The 22931-nt window shown below is 65.5% G+C and carries 18 protein-coding genes and 4 tRNA genes; all 22 read left to right on the forward strand.

Annotation, left to right across the window (positions count from 1 at the left end):
* The first annotated feature begins 1 nt into the window (after window position 1).
* The 22 genes from ychF to rplC all read left to right on the forward strand — a co-directional run bounded on the left by ychF (window position 2) and on the right by rplC (window position 22925).
* The gene (gene ychF / locus AC2EWF_RS00565) at window positions 2–1093 is read left to right on the forward strand and encodes a redox-regulated ATPase YchF (RefSeq protein ID WP_483637424.1); all 1092 of its coding nucleotides are present in this window, start codon (window positions 2–4) and stop codon (window positions 1091–1093) included.
* A 76-nt stretch (window positions 1094–1169) separates the two neighbouring features.
* The gene (locus AC2EWF_RS00570) at window positions 1170–1667 is read left to right on the forward strand and encodes a GNAT family N-acetyltransferase (protein ID WP_483637425.1); all 498 of its coding nucleotides are present in this window, start codon (window positions 1170–1172) and stop codon (window positions 1665–1667) included.
* 34 nt (window positions 1668–1701) lie between these two features.
* A complete protein-coding gene (locus AC2EWF_RS00575) occupies window positions 1702–2202 on the forward strand; it encodes an acyl-CoA thioesterase (protein ID WP_483637426.1) in 501 nt (166 codons plus the stop codon).
* Window positions 2203–2295: 93 nt separating this feature from the next.
* Window positions 2296–2381, forward strand: a tRNA-Tyr gene (locus AC2EWF_RS00580).
* A gap of 73 nt (window positions 2382–2454) precedes the next feature.
* Window positions 2455–2528 (forward strand) — tRNA-Gly (locus AC2EWF_RS00585).
* A gap of 137 nt (window positions 2529–2665) precedes the next feature.
* Window positions 2666–2741, forward strand: a tRNA-Thr gene (locus AC2EWF_RS00590).
* 59 nt (window positions 2742–2800) lie between these two features.
* Window positions 2801–3991, forward strand: coding sequence for an elongation factor Tu (tuf, locus tag AC2EWF_RS00595; RefSeq protein ID WP_483637427.1), 1191 nt, complete (start codon window positions 2801–2803; stop codon window positions 3989–3991).
* 101 nt (window positions 3992–4092) lie between these two features.
* Window positions 4093–4168 (forward strand) — tRNA-Trp (locus AC2EWF_RS00600).
* A gap of 81 nt (window positions 4169–4249) precedes the next feature.
* Complete coding sequence (secE, locus tag AC2EWF_RS00605; RefSeq protein WP_483637428.1) at window positions 4250–4639, forward strand: preprotein translocase subunit SecE; 390 nt, start codon at window positions 4250–4252, stop codon at window positions 4637–4639.
* Between the two features lie 10 nt (window positions 4640–4649).
* Window positions 4650–5210, forward strand: a complete 561-nt coding sequence (gene nusG / locus AC2EWF_RS00610; protein WP_483637429.1) for a transcription termination/antitermination protein NusG — start codon at window positions 4650–4652, stop codon at window positions 5208–5210.
* 371 nt (window positions 5211–5581) lie between these two features.
* Window positions 5582–6010: a 50S ribosomal protein L11 gene (gene rplK, locus AC2EWF_RS00615; protein WP_483637430.1), complete on the forward strand. Its 429-nt coding sequence runs from the start codon at window positions 5582–5584 to the stop codon at window positions 6008–6010.
* Between the two features lie 3 nt (window positions 6011–6013).
* The gene (gene rplA, locus AC2EWF_RS00620; protein WP_483637431.1) at window positions 6014–6721 is read left to right on the forward strand and encodes a 50S ribosomal protein L1; all 708 of its coding nucleotides are present in this window, start codon (window positions 6014–6016) and stop codon (window positions 6719–6721) included.
* 338 nt (window positions 6722–7059) lie between these two features.
* A complete protein-coding gene (gene rplJ / locus AC2EWF_RS00625) occupies window positions 7060–7584 on the forward strand; it encodes a 50S ribosomal protein L10 (RefSeq protein ID WP_483637432.1) in 525 nt (174 codons plus the stop codon).
* A gap of 46 nt (window positions 7585–7630) precedes the next feature.
* A complete protein-coding gene (gene rplL, locus AC2EWF_RS00630; protein ID WP_483637433.1) occupies window positions 7631–8002 on the forward strand; it encodes a 50S ribosomal protein L7/L12 in 372 nt (123 codons plus the stop codon).
* 341 nt (window positions 8003–8343) lie between these two features.
* Window positions 8344–12504, forward strand: a complete 4161-nt coding sequence (gene rpoB, locus AC2EWF_RS00635) for a DNA-directed RNA polymerase subunit beta (RefSeq protein WP_483637434.1) — start codon at window positions 8344–8346, stop codon at window positions 12502–12504.
* 126 nt (window positions 12505–12630) lie between these two features.
* The gene (rpoC, locus tag AC2EWF_RS00640; protein ID WP_483637435.1) at window positions 12631–16845 is read left to right on the forward strand and encodes a DNA-directed RNA polymerase subunit beta'; all 4215 of its coding nucleotides are present in this window, start codon (window positions 12631–12633) and stop codon (window positions 16843–16845) included.
* Between the two features lie 178 nt (window positions 16846–17023).
* Entirely contained in the window at window positions 17024–17398 is a 375-nt protein-coding gene (gene rpsL / locus AC2EWF_RS00645) for a 30S ribosomal protein S12 (RefSeq protein ID WP_077481292.1), read from the forward strand.
* A gap of 67 nt (window positions 17399–17465) precedes the next feature.
* A complete protein-coding gene (rpsG, locus tag AC2EWF_RS00650) occupies window positions 17466–17933 on the forward strand; it encodes a 30S ribosomal protein S7 (RefSeq protein WP_192105773.1) in 468 nt (155 codons plus the stop codon).
* Window positions 17934–18068: 135 nt separating this feature from the next.
* The gene (gene fusA / locus AC2EWF_RS00655) at window positions 18069–20198 is read left to right on the forward strand and encodes an elongation factor G (protein ID WP_483637436.1); all 2130 of its coding nucleotides are present in this window, start codon (window positions 18069–18071) and stop codon (window positions 20196–20198) included.
* 156 nt (window positions 20199–20354) lie between these two features.
* Window positions 20355–21545: an elongation factor Tu gene (gene tuf, locus AC2EWF_RS00660; RefSeq protein ID WP_483637437.1), complete on the forward strand. Its 1191-nt coding sequence runs from the start codon at window positions 20355–20357 to the stop codon at window positions 21543–21545.
* Window positions 21546–21951: 406 nt separating this feature from the next.
* Window positions 21952–22263 (forward strand): 30S ribosomal protein S10, encoded by a 312-nt coding sequence (gene rpsJ, locus AC2EWF_RS00665; protein WP_014402136.1) that lies wholly within the window; start codon window positions 21952–21954, stop codon window positions 22261–22263.
* Between the two features lie 20 nt (window positions 22264–22283).
* A complete protein-coding gene (rplC, locus tag AC2EWF_RS00670; RefSeq protein ID WP_483637438.1) occupies window positions 22284–22925 on the forward strand; it encodes a 50S ribosomal protein L3 in 642 nt (213 codons plus the stop codon).
* Window positions 22926–22931 lie beyond the last annotated feature (6 nt).

Genomic DNA, 22931 nt, shown 5'->3' on the forward strand with positions numbered 1-22931 from the left:
CATGGGCATCAAATGCGGCATCGTCGGCTTGCCCAACGTCGGCAAGTCCACTCTGTTCAACGCGCTGACCAAGGCGGGCATCGCCGCGGCGAATTTCCCGTTCTGCACGATCGAGCCGAACGTGGGCGTGGTGCCGGTGCCCGATCCGCGGCTCAATGCGCTGGCGGCCATCGTCAATCCGCAGAAGGTCATTCCCACCGCGGTGGAGTTCGTCGACATCGCGGGGCTGGTGGCCGGCGCCTCCAAGGGCGAGGGGCTGGGCAACAAGTTCCTCGCGCACATCCGCGAGGTCGACGCGATCGCCCACGTGGTGCGTTGCTTCGAGCACGGGGACATCGTGCACGTGGCCGGCAAGGTCGACCCGATCGCCGACATCGAAACCATCGACACCGAGCTGGCGCTGGCCGACCTGGAGTCGGTGGAGAAGGCCCTGAACCGCGCCGAGCGTGCGGCCAAGGCCAACGACAAGGAGGCGCTCGCGAAGAAGCCGGTGCTGCAGAAGCTCGCCGCCACGCTCAATGAGGGCAGGTCGGCGCGCAGCGCGAAGCTGGACGACGAGGAAAGGGCGCTGGTGCGGGATCTTTTCCTGCTCACCCTGAAGCCGCTGATGTACATCGCCAACGTGCTGGAGGACGGTTTCGAGAACAACCCGCATCTCGACGCCGTGCGTGCCCGCGCCGCCGCCGAGGGGGCCGAAGTGGTGCCGGTATGCGCCGCCATCGAGGAAGAACTCTCGCAACTCGACGATGCCGATCGCGACGAGTTCCTCAAGGACCTGGGCCTGGACGAGCCGGGCCTCAACCGCGTGATCCGCGCCGGCTACAAGCTGCTCGACCTGCAGACCTATTTCACAGCCGGCGTGAAGGAAGTGCGCGCCTGGACGATCAAGCGCGGTTTCACGGCGCCGCAGGCGGCGGGCGTGATCCATACGGATTTCGAGCGCGGCTTCATCCGCGCCGAGACCGTCGGCTACGACGACTTCATCCAGTACAAGGGCGAGCAGGGCGCAGCCCAGGCCGGTCGCCTGCGCAAGGAGGGCAAGGACTACGTGGTCAAGGACGGCGACGTGCTGCACTTCTTGTTCAACGTCTGAGCCGGCCGCCCGCATTGCGCCGGTGGCACCCATTCCGTGCAAGGATGCGCGCCGTCCACAAGGCGCGGGGTGCGGCATGGCGAAGGCGGTACTGCGGATCCGGCTGGGGCGCCCGGTCGATGCCCCTGCAGTGGCTGTGCTGGTGCGTCGCGTGACGCGGCGCTGGATCCTGCCCGACCAGCCGGGCGAGGCGGGCCGGATGCTGCTGTCGCGGCAGGGCGCGGCGGCCCAGCGGCAGTGCATGCGGGAAGGCCATCGCTTCCACCTTGCCTGGCTGGGCAACACCCTGGTTGGCGTGGCGGCGCTGCGTGACGACAGCCATCTCACCCAGCTTTTCGTCAGCACCCGGTACCACGGCCGCGGCATCGCGCGGCAGCTGTGGCGTCGCGCGATGGCCGATGCGGTGCGCCGCGCCGGGACTTGTCGTTTCACGCTCAACGCCTCGCGCTGCGCGGTGCCGGCTTATCAACGGCTTGGTTTCGTGGCGACCGGGCCCGAGCGGTTCTCGCCGAGCGGCGCGCTCACGACGCCGATGCAACTGGAGCGCGTCCCCGCGCGCGGCCAGCGGGCATAATGCCCGCCTTCCCGCCGCAGCGACAGGAGCCCGCATGCCAGGCCAGCAGCACGAGGTGACCTTCCGCTTCCTCGCCCAGCCCACCGACGTCAACTTCGGCGGCAAGGTGCATGGCGGCATGGCGATGAAGTGGATCGACCAGGCCGGCTACGCCTGTGCGGTGGCATGGAGCGGGGCGTACTGCGTCACCGCCTCGGTCAGCGGCATCCAGTTCGTGGCGCCGATCCTGATCGGCGACCTGGTCACGGTGCGCGCGCGCCTGATCCATACCGGCACCAGCAGCATGCACATGGCGGTGGAAGTGCTGGCGAGCGATCTGCGCAAGGACGAGCGGCGCCTGGCGACCAGCTGCGTGATGGTCTTCGTTGCGCTGGACGCCCCGGACGGCAAGCCCACGCCCGTGCCACCCTGGGAGCCGCGCGACGACGCTGAGCGCCAGTTGCAGGCGCATGCGCGGCGACTGCAGGAATTGTCGCGGGAGATGGAGCGGCTGGTCGACCTGCGGGCCGATGAAAACCGGCAGAATCCGGGTTGAAATCCGCGCGGGCGGTGCTTCGGCGAGGCGATCGCGGGCGTCCACAGGTGTTGACAGTCGGCGGGTCGATCCACACAATACGCGTTCTTTGTTGGAGGGATACCCAAGCGGCCAACGGGGGCAGACTGTAAATCTGCTGGCTTACGCCTTCGGTGGTTCGAATCCACCTCCCTCCACCAGTCGATTCGCGCAGGTTGCGATTGGGCTGGTTCGCGGGGTCGATCTTCGACCCGGCAACGGGCTCCGCGCAGGGCGGGAGTAGTTCAATGGTAGAACCTCAGCCTTCCAAGCTGATGGTGCGGGTTCGATTCCCGTCTCCCGCTCCATTGCGCTACTTCAGGCCGCCCTCCATGGCGGCAAGAAGAAACAGCCCTGGCCTCGTCGAGGGTTGTTGAAAATTTGAAGAGCCTTGCACGGATGCAGGTTTGATCTTTGCCGTCATGGAGGATGGCCGAAAGTCTCCGCTCATGTAGCTCAGTCGGTAGAGCACTTCCTTGGTAAGGAAGAGGTCGCTGGTTCGATTCCAGTCATGAGCACCATCATGGTTGCTCGCCCGCTCCGGGCGTTTTTCTCTCACTGACTCATCGGGATTCTGGTCATGGCAAAGGGCAAGTTCGAGCGCACCAAGCCCCACGTGAACGTGGGTACGATCGGTCACGTGGACCACGGCAAGACGACGCTGACGGCGGCGCTGACGAAGGTCGGTGCGGAGCGGTTCGGCGGCGAATTCAAGGCCTACGACGCGATCGACGCGGCGCCGGAAGAGAAGGCGCGCGGCATCACGATCTCGACGGCGCACGTGGAATACGAGTCGCCGGTGCGCCACTACGCGCACGTGGACTGCCCGGGGCACGCGGACTATGTGAAGAACATGATCACGGGTGCGGCGCAGATGGACGGCGCGATCCTGGTGTGCTCGGCGGCCGACGGCCCGATGCCGCAGACGCGCGAGCACATCCTGCTGTCGCGCCAGGTGGGCGTGCCGTACATCGTGGTGTTTCTGAACAAGGCCGACATGGTGGACGACGCCGAGCTGCTGGAGCTCGTCGAGATGGAAGTGCGCGAGCTGCTGTCGAAGTACGATTTCCCGGGCGACGACACCCCGATCATCAAGGGTTCGGCGCTGAAGGCGCTGGAAGGTGACCAGTCGGAGATCGGCGTGCCGGCGATCATCAAGCTGGTGGACGCGCTGGACAGCTACATCCCTGAGCCGGTGCGCGAGATCGACAAGCCGTTCCTGATGCCGGTCGAGGACGTGTTCTCGATCTCGGGCCGCGGCACGGTGGTGACGGGGCGCGTGGAGCGCGGCATCATCAAGGTCGGCGAGGAAATTGAGGTGGTGGGCATCCGCCCGACGCAGAAGACCACCGTGACCGGCGTGGAAATGTTCCGCAAGCTGCTGGATCAGGGGCAGGCGGGCGACAACGTAGGCCTGCTGCTGCGCGGCCTGAAGCGTGACGACGTGGAGCGCGGCCAGGTGCTGGCGAAGCCGGGCTCGATCACTCCGCACACCGACTTCGAGGCCGAGGTGTACGTGCTGTCGAAGGAAGAGGGCGGCCGTCATACGCCGTTCTTCAAGGGCTACCGCCCGCAGTTCTACTTCCGCACGACGGACGTGACGGGCGCCTGCCAGTTGCCGGAAGGCGTCGAGATGGTGATGCCGGGCGACAACGTGAAGATGGTGGTGAGCCTGATCCACCCGATCGCGATGGACGAGGGCCTGCGCTTCGCGATCCGCGAGGGCGGCCGCACCGTCGGCGCCGGCGTGGTAGCCAAGGTCATCAAGTAACATAGACGGGATCCGGGCGGCGGGATTCGGGATTCGGAGGGGCACGGGCTCTTTCGCTTCTGCCGGACCCCGCATCTCGGATCCCGTATCCTGTTCTACCTACGCCAGTAGCTCAATTGGCAGAGCAGCGGTCTCCAAAACCGCAGGTTGGGGGTTCGAGTCCCTCCTGGCGTGCCATCTTCCCGAGGATCGATGACGGGTGGCGGCGTACCGGATGCTTTCCAGTCTCCGGTGGCCGGCCATATCCGCAGACTGCACATGAATACCAAGGCAGAACAGCCCAAGGGCACGACCGCCGCCGATATCGGCAAACTGGTGCTCGCCGCCGTGATCCTGGTGGCGGGCATCGTGGCCTATTCGTGGTTCAGCAACGACGCCAACGTGCCCCCGGTGGCACGCCTGCTCGGCGTGCTCGCGGCGCTGGTGATCTCGCTGGCGATCGCCGCGTTCACCGCGCTGGGGCGCCGCGTGCGGCACTTCCTCGCCGAATCGCAGTTCGAAATGCGCAAGGTGGTCTGGCCGACTCGGGACGAGACGATCAAGACCACCGGCATCATCATTCTCGTGGTCATCGTCCTGTCGCTGCTGCTGGGCCTGATCGACCTGATCCTTAAGTCGGTCATTCTCGACTGGCTGCTCAAGCTGTGAGGTCAAAGCCATGAGCAAGCGTTGGTATGTGGTGCACGCCTATTCGGGCTTCGAGAACCAGGTGAAGCGGGCGCTCTCCGAGCGCATCGTGCGCGCCGGGATGGAGGAGAAGTTCGGCGAGGTGCTGGTGCCGACCGAGGAAGTGATCGAGATGCGCGGCGGCCAGAAGCGCCGTAGCGACCGCAAGTTCTTTCCCGGCTACGTGCTGGTGCAGATCGAGACCAATACCGAGGGCAAGGCGCCGCGCATCGACGACGAGTGCTGGCACCTGGTCAAGGAAACCCCCAAGGTGATGGGTTTCATCGGCGGCACCGCCGACCGCCCGCTGCCGATCCGCGACAGCGAGGCCGACACCATCCTGAGCCGCGTGCGCGAAGGCGTGGAAAAGCCCAAGCCCAAGGTGCTGTTCGAGCCGGGTGAGATGGTGCGCGTCACCGAGGGGCCGTTCAACGACTTCAATGGCGTGGTTGAGGAAGTCAACTACGAGAAGAGCCGCCTGCGCGTGGCGGTGCTGATCTTCGGTCGCTCCACCCCGGTGGAGCTGGAGTTCGGACAAGTCGAGAAGGCTTGATCCGGTTGGGGTATCCGGGCGAAGCGGCGTTGCATTGCACGTTCACCTCCTCTCCCCTCCGGGGTGAGGATTGAGGTGAGGGCTCGGGGCTCGCACAGAGGTTGATTCAAAGCGCTCCCCGGTCCGGCATCAGCGCCAGCGTGGCCCCTCATCCGATCCTTCGGGCCACCTTCTCCCCGGAGGGGAGAAGGAAGTTCGGCACGGGGCTTGCTAGGTGGCTGGCCAATCCTTATACTGCACGGTTCCCGCCGGGGTCTTTCGACCCGGCGTGTCCGTGTTTCAGGAATCCGCGGGACCGCGGTTTCCCCTCTCAACCAGGGACGTTGCATGGCGAGGAGCCGCAAGGCGCTTGAACTCGCGAGGAAAATCCAATGGCAAAGAAAGTAGTTGGCTACATCAAGCTGCAGGTCAAGGCCGGTCAGGCCAACCCCAGTCCGCCGGTCGGCCCCGCACTGGGTCAGCGCGGCCTGAACATCATGGAGTTCTGCAAGGCGTTCAACGCCGCCACGCAGAAGATGGAGCCGGGTCTGCCGATCCCGGTCATCATCACCGCCTACTCCGACCGCAGTTTCACCTTCATCACCAAGACCCCGCCGGCCACCATTCTGATCAAGAAGGCCACGGGCGTCGCCAAGGGTTCGTCGAGGCCGAACACCGACAAGGTCGGCAAGATCACCCGCAAGCAGCTCGAGGACGTCGCCAAGCAGAAGGAGCCGGATCTGACGGCTGCCGATCTGGACGCCGCGGTGCGCACCATTGCCGGTAGCGCGCGCAGCATGGGCCTGGTGGTGGAGGGTTAAGACATGGCAAAGATCACCAAGCGTATGAAGGCGGCCCAGGCCGCAGTGCAGCCGGGCAAGGTCTACGGCCTGGAAGAGGCCCTGACTATCGTCAAGAACAACGCCAAGGCGAAGTTCGCCGAGTCCGTGGACGTGGCGGTGCGCCTCGGCATTGATGCGAAGAAGTCGGACCAGGGTGTGCGCGGCTCCTCGCTGCTGCCGCACGGCACCGGCAAGACCGTCAAGGTCGCCGTGTTCTGCCCGGCGGGCGAGAAGGCCGAGGCTGCCAAGGCGGCCGGCGCCGACGCGGTCGGCATGGACGACCTGGCCGAGCGCATGCAGGGCGGCGACCTCGACTTCGGTCGCGTGATCGCCACGCCGGACGCGATGCGCGTGGTCGGCAAGCTGGGCCAGTTGCTCGGTCCGCGCGGCCTGATGCCGAACCCGAAGGATGGCTCGGTCACCGCCGACGTCGTCACCGCGGTGAAGAACGCCAAGGCCGGCCAGGTGAAGTTCCGCAACGACAAGGCGGGCATCATCCACGCCACCATCGGCAAGGCCACGTTCGAGGCCGCCCAGCTCGCGGACAACCTCAACGCGCTGGTCAACGACCTGCTGAAGGCCAAGCCGGCCACCGCCAAGGGTCAGTACCTGCAGAAGGTGGCGCTGTCCAGCACCATGGGCGTCGGCGTCGCCGTGGACACCTCGTCGCTGAACATCGCGACCAAGTAAGTGCTTTTTCCCGCGCGGCAGGTCGCCGCGCGGGCCGTTTTTGAGGGCGGCCCTGGCCTCGCGGCCGGGGCAGCCGTCAAAGACCGCAGGCGCGACCAGCGCGCGACGACGGCGGGCAGGGAGCTCGCTCATGGCAGGGAATCGCCGTCGCCGCCAGCCCGGCCGCTTAATCGGATGCCCGCATCCGGCCTGCGCAGATGGTGTCGCCCTCACTGGAATGATTCGTCGTTCTGGAAAGGCCACCACCCGGGACATCCAGTGTCCCCGACGTCACGGAGGGCGTCGCCCAGGACCGCAAGCGGCAGGAGCCGTGAGCGGAGTTCATTTGGAGGAGTGCAATGGCTCTCAATCTGTCCCAGAAGCAAGAAGTAGTCGCGGAGCTGGCAGAAGTCGCCGCTAAGGCTCACTCCCTGGTCGCTGCCGAGTACGCAGGCACCACGGTCGAACAGATGACCGCGATGCGCAAGAAGGCCCGCGAGACTGGCGTGTTCCTGAAGGTTGTCAAGAACACGCTGGCGTCGCGCGCTGTGGCGGGCACCGGGTTCGAGGTCGTCAAGGACGCCCTGACCGGTCCGCTGCTGTACGCGTTCTCGACCGAGGAGCCCGGCGCAGCCGGTCGCCTGATCAAGGAATTCGCGAAGACCAACGAAAAGCTCAAGGCGAAGGTCGTCTCGGTGGAAGGCAAGCTGCTGCCGGCCGCGCACGTCGACGTGCTGGCCTCGCTGCCGACCCGCGAAGAGGCGCTGGCCATGCTGGCCCGCGTGCTGGCGGAACCGGCGGCGATGTTCGCCCGCGCCGTCAAGGCCGTGGCCGACAAGCAGGGTGGTGGCGAAGCCGCCGCCGAAGCCCCTGCAGCCGCCTGATCCCGACGCTTATCCGTATCGAATCCATTTCCAGAGGTAAATCAACATGTCCCTGACCAACGAACAGATCGTTGACGCCGTCGCCGCCAAGTCGCTGATGGAAGTGATGGAGCTGGTGAAGGCCATCGAAGAGAAGTTTGGCGTGTCCGCCGCTGCCCCGGTCGCTGTGGCCGCTGCCGGTGGCGCCGCCGCCCCGGCTGCCGAGGCGCAGACCGAGTTCGACGTGATCCTGAAGTCCGCCGGCGACAAGAAGGTCGACGTGATCAAGGCCGTCCGTGCGATCACCGGCCTGGGCCTGAAGGAAGCCAAGGACCTCACCGAGGCCGGTGGCGTCCTGAAGGAAGCCGTGTCGAAGGAAGACGCCGAGAAGTTCAAGAAGGACCTGGAAGCTGCCGGCGCCACGGTCGAACTGAAGTAATCGGCGCTCTTGCGCGCCGTCAGTTTGGCTTAGCGTCACGCAAGCCTGGGGGCGAAAGCCCCCGGGCTTTGCCCGCTTCAAGAGCTGCGCGGCGCAGCGGGCCAGGATGGCCCGCCGTGAACCAGGCGCTCGCGCCTGGTTCAGCGGAGGCCCGCCGCTGGCGGGCGAGCAATAAACGGGCAGGAGCCCATTTATTGCCCATCGAGCACGGATGCTCTTGCTTTGGGGCATGGCGACTGAAGACTGGTAGCAAGTCTCCAGCCGCGATCCCCCAGATCCAAGCACCCCAATTCAGCCGGTGCGTGCACCACCGGCGTCACTGCGAACCGAGGCGTCAACCCATGACCTACTCGTTTACCGAGAAGAAGCGCATCCGCAAGGATTTCGGCAAGCGGCCCCCCGTGCTGGGCGTGCCCAACCTGCTGACCATCCAGACCGATTCCTACCGGGAATTTTTGCAGGAGCACGTCGCTCCGAAGCAGCGCGAGGACAAGGGTCTGCATGCCGCCTTGAAGTCGGTGTTCCCGATCGTGAGCTACTCGGGCAACGCAGCGCTGGAGTACGTCGACTACCGCCTCGGCGAGCCGGGCTTCGACGAACGCGAGTGCCGCAACCGCGGCATGACCTTCGGCGCGCCGCTGCGCGTGACCGTGCGCCTGGTGATCTACGACAAGGACAGCCCGGCCTCGAAGAAGGCGGTGAAGTACGTCAAGGAGCAGGAAGTCTACATGGGCGAGATCCCGCTCATGACCGACACCGGCACCTTCATCATCAACGGCACCGAGCGCGTCATCGTCTCGCAGCTGCACCGGTCGCCGGGCGTGTTCTTCGATCATGATCGCGGCAAGACGCACAGTTCCGGCAAGCTGCTGTTCTCCGCCCGCGTGATCCCCTATCGCGGTTCCTGGCTGGACTTCGAGTTCGACCCGAAGGACGCGCTGTTCACCCGCATCGACCGGCGCCGCAAGCTACCGGTGACCGTGTTGCTGCGCGCGCTGGGCTACTCGAACGAGGAGATGCTCTCCATCTTCTTCGAGCACAACGTGTTCCACCTGGGAAAGAAGGGCGGCACCACGCTGGAACTGGTCGCCGAGCGCCTGCGCGGCGAAACGCTGTCGTTCGACCTCGCGATCGGCGGCAAGGTGCTGGTGGAGGCCGGCAAGCGCATCACCGCGCGCCACGTGCGCCAGCTCGCGGCCGAGAACATCACTGCGCTGGAAGTGCCGGACGACTACCCGGTGGGCCGCATCCTGGCGATCGACATCGTCGACCCGAAGACCGGCGAGTTGCTGGCTGCCGCCAACGACGAGATCACCGCCGAGCAGCTGGAGAACTTCCGCAAGGCCGGCATCGACGTCGTGCCGACGCTTTACGTCAACGACCTCGACCGCGGTGCCTACATCTCGCACACCCTGCGCATCGATAACACCAAGACGCCGCTGGAGGCGCTGGTGGAGATCTATCGCATGATGCGCCCGGGCGAGCCGCCGACGAAGGACGCCGCGCAGAACCTTTTCTTCAACCTGTTCTTCACCTTCGACCGCTACGACCTGTCGGCGGTCGGCCGCATGAAGTTCAACCGTCGCGTGGGCCGCAAGGACATCCTCGGCCCCGGCGTGCTGTACGACCACAAGTACTTCAGCGAGCGCAAGGAAGAGGAGTGCCAGCGCCTGGTCAAGGCGCAGGGCGAGAGCTCGGACATCCTCGACGTGCTGAAGGTGCTGATCGAGATCAAGAACGGTCACGGCACCGTGGACGACATTGACCACCTCGGCAATCGCCGCGTGCGCTCGGTGGGCGAGATGACGGAGAACACCTTCCGCATCGGCCTGGTGCGCGTGGAGCGTGCGGTGCGCGAGCGCCTGTCGCTGGCCGAGGCCGACGGCCTCACCCCGCAGGACCTGATCAACGCCAAGCCGGTGGCGGCTGCGGTGAAGGAGTTCTTCGGCTCCTCGCAGCTGTCGCAGTTCATGGACCAGAACAACCCGCTGTCGGAAGTGACGCACAAGCGCCGCGTCTCGGCTCTGGGCCCGGGCGGCCTGACCCGCGAGCGCGCCGGCTTCGAAGTGCGCGACGTGCATCCGACCCATTACGGCCGCGTCTGCACCATCGAGACGCCAGAAGGCCCGAACATCGGCCTGATCAACTCGCTCGCCGTCTACGCGCGCACCAACCAGTACGGCTTCCTGGAGACGCCGTACCGGGAGGTGGCGAACGGCAAGGTCACCAACAAGGTGGACTACCTGTCGGCGATCGAGGAAGGCGATCATGTGATCGCGCAGGCGAACTCGCCGCTGGACAAGCACGGTGCCTTCGTCGAGGAATTCGTCTCCTGCCGCTTCCGCGGCGAGTCCGAGCTGCGCCCGGCCGCCGAGGTCGATTACATGGACGTCTCGCCGATGCAGACCGTGTCGGTGGCCGCGGCGCTGGTCCCGTTCCTGGAGCACGACGACGCGAACCGTGCGCTGATGGGCGCGAACATGCAGCGCCAGGCCGTGCCCACCCTGCGCTCGCAGACCCCGCTGGTCGGTACTGGCATCGAGCGCGCGGTGGCGCGTGACTCCGGCGTCACCGTTTCCGCCAGGCGCGGTGGCGTGATCGACCAGGTCGACGCCGGCCGCATCGTGGTGCGCGTGCACGAGGACGAGGTGGGCGAGAACGACGCCGGCGTCGACATCTACACGCTGACCAAGTACACCCGTTCCAACCAGAACACCAACCTCAACCAGCGCCCGCTGGTGAACGTGGGCGACGTGGTGGCGAAGGGCGACACGCTGGCGGACGGCTCCTCGACCGACCTCGGCGAGCTCGCCCTCGGCCAGAACATGCTGATCGCGTTCATGCCCTGGAACGGCTACAACTTCGAGGACTCGATCCTGCTCTCCGAGCGCGTCGTGCAGGAAGACCGCTATACCTCGATCCACATCGAGGAACTGGCCTGCGTCGCGCGCGACACCAAGCTGGGCGCCGAGGAAATCACCGCCGACATCCCGAACGTGGGCGAGCAGGCGCTGGCCCGCCTCGACGAGAGCGGCATCGTCTACATCGGTGCCGAGGTGAAGGCGGGCGACATCCTGGTCGGCAAGGTCACGCCGAAGGGCGAGAGCCAGCTCACGCCGGAGGAGAAGCTGCTGCGCGCGATCTTCGGCGAGAAGGCGAGCGACGTGAAGGACAGCTCGCTGCGTGTGCCGCCGGGCATGGACGGCACCGTGATCGACGTGCAGGTGTTCACCCGCGACGGCATCGAGAAGGACAAGCGCGCCAAGCAGATCGAGGAAACCGAGATCAAGCGCATCCGCAAGGACTTCGACGACCAGTTCCGCATCCTCGAAGGCGCGATCTACAACCGCATGCGCATCCAGCTGGTCGGACAGAGCGCGATGAGCGGTCCGGGCGGCCTGAAGCGGGGCGCCGAGATCACCGACGCCTACCTGGATGGCCTGAAGAAGGACGACTGGTTCAAGATCAACGTCAAGGACGAGGCGGTCACCGAGTTCCTCGAGCGTGCGGCCGAGCAGGTCAAGCGCCACAAGGAGGAGTTCGACAAGCGCTTCAAGGAGAAGCAGGGCAAGATCACCCAGGGCGACGACCTCGCGCCGGGCGTGCTGAAGATGGTCAAGGTGTTCCTGGCGGTGAAGCGCCGCATCCAGCCCGGCGACAAGATGGCCGGTCGTCACGGCAACAAGGGTGTGGTCTCCAACGTGGTGCCGGTCGAGGACATGCCGTACATGGCCGACGGCAATTCGGTGGACATCTGCCTGAACCCGCTGGGCGTGCCGAGCCGCATGAACATCGGCCAGATCCTGGAAGTGCACCTGGGCTGGGCCGCGAAGGGCCTGGGCCGGAAGATCCAGCAGATGCTGGAGGCGCAGGCCAAGGTCAAGCAGATCCGCGAATTCCTCGACCAGATCTACAACCACCATGTCGCCGGCGCGGTGCAGCACGTCGACCTGAAGTCGCTGACCGACGAGGAGATCCTCGCGCTGGCCAAGAACCTGCAGGAAGGCGTGCCGATGGCCACGCCGGTGTTCGACGGCGCCGAGGAGACCGAGATCAAGGCGATGCTGAAGCTGGCGGATCTGCCCGAGTCGGGCCAGACCACGCTGTACGACGGTCGTACCGGCGAGGCGTTCGATCGCCCGGTCACCGTGGGCTACATGCATTACCTGAAGCTCAACCACCTGGTCGACGACAAGATGCACGCGCGCTCCACCGGCCCGTACTCGCTGGTCACCCAGCAGCCGCTGGGCGGCAAGGCGCAGTTCGGCGGCCAGCGCTTCGGCGAAATGGAAGTCTGGGCGCTGGAAGCCTACGGCGCGGCCTACACCCTGCAGGAAATGCTGACGGTGAAGTCCGACGACGTACAGGGCCGCAACCAGATGTACAAGAACATCGTCGACGGCAACCACGAGATGGCGGCCGGCATGCCGGAGTCCTTCAACGTGCTGGTGAAGGAAATCCGCTCGCTCGGTATCGACATCGACCTGGAAGAGGTCAAGTGATGGGACGGAGGCCGCTGTCCGGCACGGGCGACCGACGTCGTCACCGGATTCCGGCCTCCGCACCCCTGACCCTGCACGCCTGACCTTCTGGCCCCGTCCAAGAATTTGCTCCGATCGGAGACTCAAATGAAAGACCTGCTCAATCTGTTCAACCAGCAGCGCGAAACGCGGGATTTCGACGCGATCAAGATCGCACTGGCCTCGCCGGAGCTGATCCGCTCCTGGTCCTACGGCGAAGTGAAGAAGCCGGAGACGATCAACTACCGCACGTTCAAGCCCGAGCGCGACGGCCTGTTCTGCGCCGCCATCTTCGGTCCGGTGAAGGACTACGAGTGCCTGTGCGGCAAGTACAAGCGCATGAAGCACCGTGGCGTGGTCTGCGAGAAGTGCGGCACCGAAGTGACGCTGGCCAAGGTGCGCCGCGAGCGCATGGGCCACATCGAGCTGGCCTCGCCGACCGCGCACATCTGGTTCCTGAAGTCGCTGCCGTCGCGCATCGGCTTGATGCTGGACATGACCCTGCGCGACATCGAGCGCATCCTGTACTTCGAGGCCTTCGTGGTGATCGATCCGGGCCTGACCGCGCTGGAGCGCGGCCAGCTGCTCAGCGAGGACCAGTACCTGGAAGCGGTGGAAGAGCACGGCGACGAGTTCGACGCCCGCATGGGCGCCGAGGCGGTGTATGAGCTGCTGAAGTCGCTCGACCTGCCGGGCGAAGTGATCCGCCTCAAGGAAGAAATCGCCTCGACTAATTCCGAGACCAAGCTGAAGCGTCTTACCAAGCGCGTCAAGCTGATCGAGGCTTTCCTCGAATCCGGCAACAAGCCGGAGTGGATGGTGCTGACCGTGCTGCCGGTGCTGCCGCCGGACCTGCGCCCGCTGGTGCCGCTGGACGGTGGCCGCTTCGCCACGTCCGACCTCAACGATCTGTACCGCCGCGTCATCAACCGCAACAACCGCCTCAAGCGCCTGCTCGAGCTCAACGCGCCCGACATCATCGTGCGCAACGAGAAGCGCATGCTGCAGGAGTCGGTGGACGCCCTGCTCGACAACGGCCGCCGTGGCCGTGCCATCACCGGCACGAACAAGCGCGCGCTGAAGTCGCTGGCCGACATGATCAAGGGCAAGCAGGGCCGCTTCCGGCAGAACCTGCTTGGCAAGCGCGTGGACTACTCGGGCCGTTCGGTGATCACCGTGGGTCCGACCCTGCGCCTGCACCAGTGTGGCCTGCCGAAGAAGATGGCGCTTGAACTGTTCAAGCCCTTCATCTTCGCCAAGCTGCAGGCCCGCGGCGAGGCCACCACGATCAAGGCCGCCAAGAAGTTGGTCGAGCGCGAGGAAGGCCAGGTCTGGGACATCCTGGAAGAGGTGATCCGCGAGCATCCGGTGCTGCTGAATCGTGCACCGACCCTGCACCGCCTCGGCATCCAGGCGTTCGAGCCGAAGCTGATCGAAGGCAAGGCGATCCAGCTGCATCCGCTGGTCTGCACCGCGTTCAACGCGGACTTCGACGGCGACCAGATGGCCGTGCACGTGCCGCTGTCGATCGAGGCGCAGCTGGAAGCGCGCGCCCTGATGATGTCGACCAACAACATCCTGTCGCCCGCCAACGGCGAGCCGATCATCGTGCCGACGCAGGACGTGGTGCTCGGCCTGTACTACATGACCCGCGAGCTGGTGAACGCGAAGGGCACCGGCATGGTGTTCTCCGGCATCAGCGAGGTGCGCCGCGCCTATGACAACCGCGCGGTCGAGCTGCATGCCAGGATCAAGGTGCGCCTGAAGCAGGTGCACATTGCCGCCGACGGCGCCCGCAGCGAGGAAATCAAGCTGGTCGAGACCACCGTCGGTCGCGCCCTGCTGGCCGAGATCCTGCCGGAAGGTCTGCCGTTCCAGCTCGCCAACACCGAGCTGACCAAGAAGGCGATTTCCCGCCTGATCAACGCCAGCTACCGCCGCCTGGGCCTGAAGGAAACCGTGGTCTTCGCCGACCAGCTGATGTACACCGGCTACCGCTTCGCGACGCGCGCCGGCATCTCCATCGGCATCGACGACATGAAGATCCCGGGCGAGAAGAAGGCGATCCTGGAAGAGGCCGAGAAGGAAGTCGTCGAGATCCAGCAGCAGTACCAGTCGGGCCTGGTCACCGCCGGCGAGCGCTACAACAAGGTGGTCGACATCTGGTCGCGCACCAACGAGCTGGTGGCCAAGGCGATGATCGACGGCATCGGTACCGAGACGGTGACCGACAGCGAAGGCAAGCAGGTCGCCCAGAAGTCGATGAATTCGCTGTACATCATGGCCGACTCCGGCGCCCGCGGCTCGGTGGCGCAGATCCGCCAGCTGGCCGGCATGCGCGGCCTGATGGCGCGTCCGGACGGCTCGATCATCGAGACGCCGATCAAGGCCAACTTCCGCGAAGGCCTGAACGTGCTGCAGTACTTCAACTCCACCCACGGCGCCCGCAAGGGCCTGGCGGACACGGCGCTGAAGACCGCGAACTCCGGTTACCTCACCCGCCGCCTGGTGGACGTGGCGCAGGACGTGGTGATCACCATGGACGACTGCGGCACCGAGGAAGGCCTGGTCATGCAGCCGATCGTGGAGGGCGGCGACGTGGTCGAGCCGCTGCGCGACCGTGTGCTGGGCCGCGTGGTGGTCGAGGACGTCTACGCCCCCGGCAACGACGACCAGCCGATCGTCGAGCGCGACACCCTGCTCAACGAGGCGCTGGTCGAGAAGCTCGACAAGGCCGGCGTGCAGTCGGTCAAGGTGCGTTCGCCGATCACCTGCGCGGCCAGCCATGGCGTGTGCAAGCTGTGCTACGGCCGCGACTTGGCCCGTGGCCACTTGGTCAACATGGGCGAAGCCGTGGGCGTGGTCGCCGCGCAGTCGATCGGCGAGCCCGGCACCCAGCTGACCATGCGTACCTTCCACATCGGCGGCGCGGCTTCGCGTGCCGCCGCCGTGGACAACGTGACGGTTAAGACCACCGGCACGCTGAAGTTCAACAACCTGAAGACCGTGCAGCACGCCCAGGGCCACCTGGTGGCCGTGTCGCGTTCGGGCGAGGTGTCGGTGCTCGACGCCAACGGCCGCGAGCGCGAGCGCTACAAGGTGCCCTACGGCGCCACCATCGCGGTGAAGGACGGCGCGCCGGTGAAGGCCGGCCAGACCGTGGCGAACTGGGACCCGCACACCCACCCGATCGTCACCGAGGTGGCCGGCGTGGTGCGCTTCATCGACTTCATCGATGGCGTCACCGTGCAGAGCCAGACCGACGAGCTGACCGGCCTGGAATCGGCGGTGGTCACCGATCCGAAGCGCCGTGGCACCCAGGCCAAGGACCTGCGCCCGATCGTGCGCCTGGAAGACGCCAAGGGTCGCGAGCTCAAGCTGCCGGGCACGGACATCGCTGCGCAGTACTTCCTGCCGGCCGGTGCGATCGTGTCGATCCAGAACGGCGCCGCGGTGGGCGTGGGTGACGTGGTGGCACGTATCCCGCAGGAAACCTCCAAGACCCGCGACATCACCGGCGGTCTGCCCCGCGTGGCCGACCTGTTCGAAGCGCGCAAGCCGAAGGAGCCGGCGGTACTGGCCGAGCGTTCCGGCGTGGTCAGCTTCGGCAAGGACACCAAGGGCAAGCAACGCCTGATCATCAAGGACGCCGACGGCAACGAGCACGAGGAGCTGATTCCGAAGTGGCGCCAGGTCATCGTGTTCGAAGGCGAGCACGTGGAGAAGGGCGAGACCGTGGTGGACGGCGAGCCCAGCCCGCACGACATCCTGCGCCTGCTGGGCGTGGAGCCGCTGGCCACCTACCTGGTCAAGGAAATCCAGGACGTCTACCGCCTGCAGGGCGTGAAGATCAACGACAAGCACATCGAGGCGATCATTCGCCAGATGCTGCGCAAGGTGGAGATCACCGAGTCGGGCGACAGCCACTACCTGCGCGGCGAGCAGGTGGAGCGCGTGCGGATCAACGCCGAGAACGAGCGTGCGGAAGGCAAGGGCGAGCGTCCGGCCGAGTACCAATCGGTGCTGCTGGGCATCACCAAGGCATCGCTGGCCACCGAGTCGTTCATCTCGGCGGCCTCGTTCCAGGAGACCACCCGCGTCCTCACCGAGGCGGCGGTCCGCGGCACGCGCGATACCTTGCGGGGCCTGAAGGAAAATGTTATCGTCGGCCGTCTGATTCCCGCGGGTACCGGCTTGGCGTATCACGCCTCGCGTCGCAGCCAGGGCGGCCTCACCGCCTCGGAGCTGGAGACGCTTTCCGGTGCCGCTTCCGCCGTCTCGTTCTCCGAGGCGCCGGCCGGTAGTGAAAGTGGTGTCGAGTAGGCCCGCCCCGGGTATTGCTCGCTAGACATACGAAATGAGGTGCATGGACGCACCTCGTGTTCGGGTCATGGAAGGCGGGACGCTGGCTTGTCTGTGACAGGCCGTCCGTGTTATATTCCCGCTTCTTGGCAGACCGAGCTTGTTCGGGCTGCCTTTATGTTTTCAGAAAAGGCTTCGCATGGCGACTATCAACCAGTTGGTGCGCAAATCCCGCAGCCCGAAGAGCTACAAGAGCGATTCGCCTGCTCTGCAGAACAGCCCGCAGCGTCGCGGCGTCTGCACGCGCGTTTACACGACCACCCCGAAAAAGCCGAACTCGGCTCTGCGCAAGGTTGCCAAGGTGCGCCTGACCAACGGCTACGAGGTGATCAGCTACATCGGTGGCGAAGGCCACAACCTGCAGGAACACTCGGTGGTGCTGATCCGTGGCGGTCGCGTCAAGGACCTGCCGGGCGTGCGCTATCACACGGTGCGCGGCAGCCTTGACTGCGCCGGCGTCACCAAGCGTCGCCAGTCGCGCTCGAAGTACGGCGCCAAGCGTCCGAAGGCCTAATTGAGGAGCGCGGTCAGGACGACCGCTTTTCTTGGGGCATGGATGCCTATTCAAAGAGACAATAACTATGTCGCGTAAAGGTTCCCATCCCGCCCGTGTGGTGCTGCCTGACCCGAAGCACGGCAGCCAGCTGATTGCCCGTTTCATCAACATGGTGATGAAGAGCGGCAAGAAGTCCGTGGCCGAGAGCATCGTCTACGGTGCACTGGAGCATCTGGGCGAGAAGCACGCCGAGCCGGTGGCTCTGGTCGAGAAGGCGCTGAACAACGTCGCGCCTGCTGTCGAGGTGAAGTCCCGCCGCGTCGGTGGTGCCACCTACCAGGTGCCGGTCGAAGTGCGCCCCGGCCGCCGCATGGCGCTGGCGATGCGCTGGGTGATCGAGGCTGCCCGCAAGCGCGGTGAGACCTCGATGCCGCGCAAGCTGGCTGCCGAGCTGCAGGAAGCTTCCGAAAGCCGTGGTGGCGCCGCCAAGAAGCGCGAGGAAACCCATCGCATGGCGGAAGCCAACAAGGCCTTCTCGCACTACCGCTGGTAATAGGCGGTGGTCGTGTCGCCCGCTGGTGCGGGCGACACCATACAAGCCGGCACGTGTGCCGGATTTTTTCATGACCAGAGCGGCCCGGATGGCCGCCACTGCCCATTCGGGGATGGATCTCCGTCGGATATGACCATGGCACGCACCACTCCCATCGAGCGCTACCGCAACTTCGGCATCATGGCTCACATCGATGCCGGCAAGACCACGACCACGGAGCGCATCCTGTTCTACACAGGTGTCTCGCACAAGATCGGCGAGGTGCACGATGGTGCGGCCACGATGGACTGGATGGAGCAGGAGCAGGAGCGCGGCATCACCATCACTTCCGCCGCCACCACGGCGTTCTGGAAGGGCATGGATGGTTCGATGGAGCAGCACCGCTTCAACATCATCGACACCCCCGGGCACGTGGACTTCACCATCGAGGTGGAGCGTTCGCTGCGCGTGCTCGACGGCGCGGTGTTCGTGCTGTGCGCGGTCGGCGGCGTGCAGCCGCAGTCCGAGACCGTGTGGCGCCAGGCCAACAAGTACAAGGTGCCGCGCCTTGCGTTCGTCAACAAGATGGATCGCACCGGCGCCAACTTCGACAAGGTGGTCGGCCAGCTGAAGTCGCGCCTGGGTGCGCACCCGGTGCCGATGGTCGTTCCGATCGGCGCCGAGGACAATTTCGAGGGCGTGGTCGACCTGCTCAAGATGAAGGCGATCGTCTGGGACATGGCGTCCCAGGGCATGAAGTTCGAGTACGCGGACATCCCGGCGGACCTCAAGGACAAGGCGGACGAGGCGCGCAGCTTCATGGTCGAGTCGGCGGCCGAAGCCAGCGAAGAGCTGATGAACAAGTACCTCGAAGAGGGCTCCCTCAGCGAGGACGAGATCATCACGGGCCTGCGCCAGCGCACCCTGTCCAGCGAAATCATTCCGGTCTACTGCGGCACCGCTTTCAAGAACAAGGGCGTGCAGGCGATGCTGGACGCGGTCGTGCACCTGCTGCCGTCGCCGGTGGATCGCCCGCCGGTGACAGGCATGGACGAGAACGATCACGAGGCGACCCGCAAGGCTGATGACGCCGCGCCGTTCTCCGCGCTCGCGTTCAAGATCATGACCGACCCGTTCGTCGGTTCGCTGACCTTCTTCCGCGTCTACTCGGGCGTACTGAATGCCGGCGATGCCGTCTACAACCCGGTGAAGTCGAAGAAGGAGCGTATCGGCCGCATCCTGCAGATGCACGCGAACGATCGCCATGAACTGAAGGAAGTCCGCGCGGGCGACATCGCCGCCGCGGTCGGCCTCAAGGACGTGACGACTGGCGACACGCTGTGCGCGCAGGATCACGTGATCACCCTGGAGCGCATGACGTTCCCGGAGCCGGTGATCTCGATGGCGGTGGAGCCGAAGACCAAGTCCGACCAGGAAAAGATGGGCATTGCGCTGGGCCGCCTGGCCGCCGAGGATCCGTCCTTCCGCGTGCGGACCGACGAGGAATCGGGCCAGACCATCATCTCGGGCATGGGTGAACTGCATCTCGACATCATCGTCGACCGCATGAAGCGCGAGTTCAACGTCGAGGCCAACGTCGGCAAGCCGCAGGTGGCCTACCGCGAGACGATCCGCAGCAGCGACGTGAAGTCCGACTACAAGCACGCCAAGCAGTCCGGCGGCAAGGGACAGTACGGCCACGTGGTGATCGAGATGTCGCCGATCAGCGATGCCGATCGGGCCGACGAGAAGTTGTCGGCGCAGATCAAGGACGAGTTCCTGTTCATCAACGACATCACCGGCGGTGTGATCCCGAAGGAGTTCATCCCCTCGGTCGAAAAGGGCCTGCGCGAAACCATCACCAGCGGTCCGCTGGCGGGCTTCCCGGTGGTGGGCGTCAAGGTGAAGCTGGTGTTCGGCTCGTACCATGACGTCGACTCGTCCGAAATGGCGTTCAAGCTGGCCGCCTCGATGGCGTTCAAGCAGGGTTTCGCGAAGGCGTCGCCGGTGCTGCTCGAGCCGATCATGAAGGTCGAGGTGGTTACCCCGGAGGATTACGTGGGTGACGTGATGGGCGACATGAGCCGTCGTCGCGGCATCCTGCGCGGCCAGGAAGACACGCCGTCCGGTAAGACCATCGATGCTTTCGTCCCGCTGGGCGAGATGTTCGGTTACGCCACGACCATCCGCTCGCTGACGCAGGGTCGCGCCACCTTCACGATGGAGTTCGACCACTACGCCGAGGCGCCGAACAACATCGCCGAGCAGGTGGTGAAGAAGGCTTGATTTTCGCGGTCGTGCCTGGCCGCGAAAATCACACGGGTGGCCATCCATGGCCGCACCAATTCGGAAAAAAGCAGTGCGGCCTCCCCGGAGGCCGCGTAAGTGAAACGACGCGGCAATCGCCGCACTGACAGAAGTTCTATCTAGAGGTCTCAAGTCATGGCAAAGGGCAAGTTCGAGCGCACCAAGCCCCACGTGAACGTGGGTACGATCGGTCACGTGGACCACGGCAAGACGACGCTGACGGCGGCGCTGACGAAGGTCGGTGCGGAGCGGTTCGGCGGCGAATTCAAGGCCTACGACGCGATCGACGCGGCGCCGGAAGAGAAGGCGCGCGGCATCACGATCTCGACGGCGCACGTGGAATACGAGTCGCCGGTGCGCCACTATGCGCACGTGGACTGCCCGGGCCACGCGGACTATGTGAAGAACATGATCACGGGTGCGGCGCAGATGGACGGCGCGATCCTGGTGTGCTCGGCGGCCGACGGCCCGATGCCGCAGACGCGCGAGCACATCCTGCTGTCGCGCCAGGTGGGCGTGCCGTACATCGTGGTGTTCCTGAACAAGGCCGACATGGTGGACGACGCCGAGCTGCTGGAGCTCGTCGAGATGGAAGTGCGCGAGCTGCTGTCGAAGTACGATTTTCCGGGCGACGACACCCCGATCATCAAGGGTTCGGCCAAGCTGGCGCTGGAAGGTGACCAGTCGGAGATCGGCGTGCCGGCGATCATCAAGCTGGTGGACGCGCTGGACACCTACATCCCTGAGCCGCAGCGCGCGATCGACCAGCCGTTCCTGATGCCGGTCGAGGACGTGTTCTCGATCTCGGGCCGCGGCACGGTGGTGACCGGCCGTATCGAGCGCGGCGTGATCAAGGTCGGCGACGAAATCGAGGTGGTCGGCATCCGCCCGACGCAGAAGACCACCGTGACCGGCGTGGAAATGTTCCGCAAGCTGCTGGACCAGGGTCAGGCGGGTGACAACGCCGGCCTGCTGCTGCGCGGCCTGAAGCGCGACGACGTGGAGCGCGGCCAGGTGCTGGCGAAGCCGGGCACGATCACCCCGCATACCGACTTCGAGGCCGAGGTGTACGTGCTGTCGAAGGACGAAGGCGGCCGCCACACCCCGTTCTTCAAGGGTTACCGCCCGCAGTTCTACTTCCGCACCACCGACGTGACCGGCGCGATCGAGCTGCCGGAAGGCGTCGAGATGGTGATGCCGGGCGACAACATCAAGATGAAGGTGACGCTGATCCACCCGATCGCGATGGATCAGGGCTTGCGCTTCGCGATCCGCGAAGGCGGCCGCACCGTCGGCGCCGGCGTGGTGGCCAAGGTCATCAAGTAATACCCCTGCGGCGGGCCGGCATGCCGGCCCGCCGCAGGCCGTTTCGGGGAGTTTCAGCGGATTGCGCCGGGAGTCTTCACTCGGCGGCGATTTGCCGCTATACTTCGCAGCTCACTTGCCGGGCGGACGTGATTCCGACCGGCTTACCGCGAAATGAGGCACAGGAAGTGCTTCGAGTTCGCAGGCCGTGGACGGCCATTGCGTTAGGTGTGATTCCGGGTCGAAGCCTGTCGTCATGCCAACTGCGCAGCAGGATTTGCGCCAGGCGAGCCATCATGTGCTCGCTTGGCGTTTTGCAGGTCGGGGTTGTGCGCAGCGCGGCCCTGATGGTTCCAGAGAGCAGTGCGATGCGGTGAGAAGCCGCCTCGTTGCACATTCAAGTTCTTTTGATAACAGGACACGGTTTATGGCGAACCAGAAGATTCGCATCCGGCTCAAGGCGTTCGATCATCGTCTGATCGATCGTTCGGCCAGCGAGATCGTCGAGACGGCCAAGCGCACGGGCGCCACGGTGCTCGGCCCCATCCCGCTCCCGACCAAGATCGAGCGTTACACCATTCTGGTGTCGCCGCACGTCGACAAGGATGCACGCGACCAGTACGAGACCCGTACCCACAAGCGTGTGCTCGACATCGTCGACCCCAACGACAAGACCGTGGACGCGCTCATGAAGCTTGATCTCGCCGCTGGCGTCGATGTTCAGATCAAGCTCGGTTGAGCGATAGACAGGATACGAACATGAGTATCGGACTGGTAGGCCGCAAGTGCGGCATGAGCCGGCTCTTCACTGAAGACGGACGCTCGATTCCGGTGACGCTGATTGAGGCGACCCCGAACCGCGTCACCCAGCTGAAGACGGAAGACAACGATGGCTACAGCGCGGTGCAGGTCGCGGCGGGCATGAAGCGCGCCAGCCTGCTGACGGCGCCGCTGAAGGGCCACTACGCCAAGGCCAAGGTCGAGCCGGGCCGTGGCCTGTGGGAGTTCCGCGTGGCCGCCGACGACCTCGGCAAGTACAGCGTGGGCGCGGAGATCAAGGCCGAGGAAGTGTTCTCGGTCGGCCAGATCGTCGACGTCGCCGGCGTCTCGAAGGGCAAGGGCTTCCAGGGCACCATCAAGCGCCACAACTTCAAGATGGGCGATGCGACGCATGGCAACTCGCTGTCGCACCGCGCGCCGGGTTCGATCGGCCAGCGCCAGACGCCGGGCCGCGTGTTCCCGGGCAAGAAGATGGCCGGCCACATGGGTGCGGTGAACCGCACGCAGCAGGGTCTGGAAGTGGTCAAGGTCGACGCCGAGCGTCACCTGATCGCGGTGAAGGGTGCTGTCCCCGGTGCGACCGGTGGCGACGTCGTGATCCGTCCGACCACCAAGGGTTGAGGAGAG

Source organism: Rhodanobacter sp. sgz306013 (assembly GCF_057031145.1).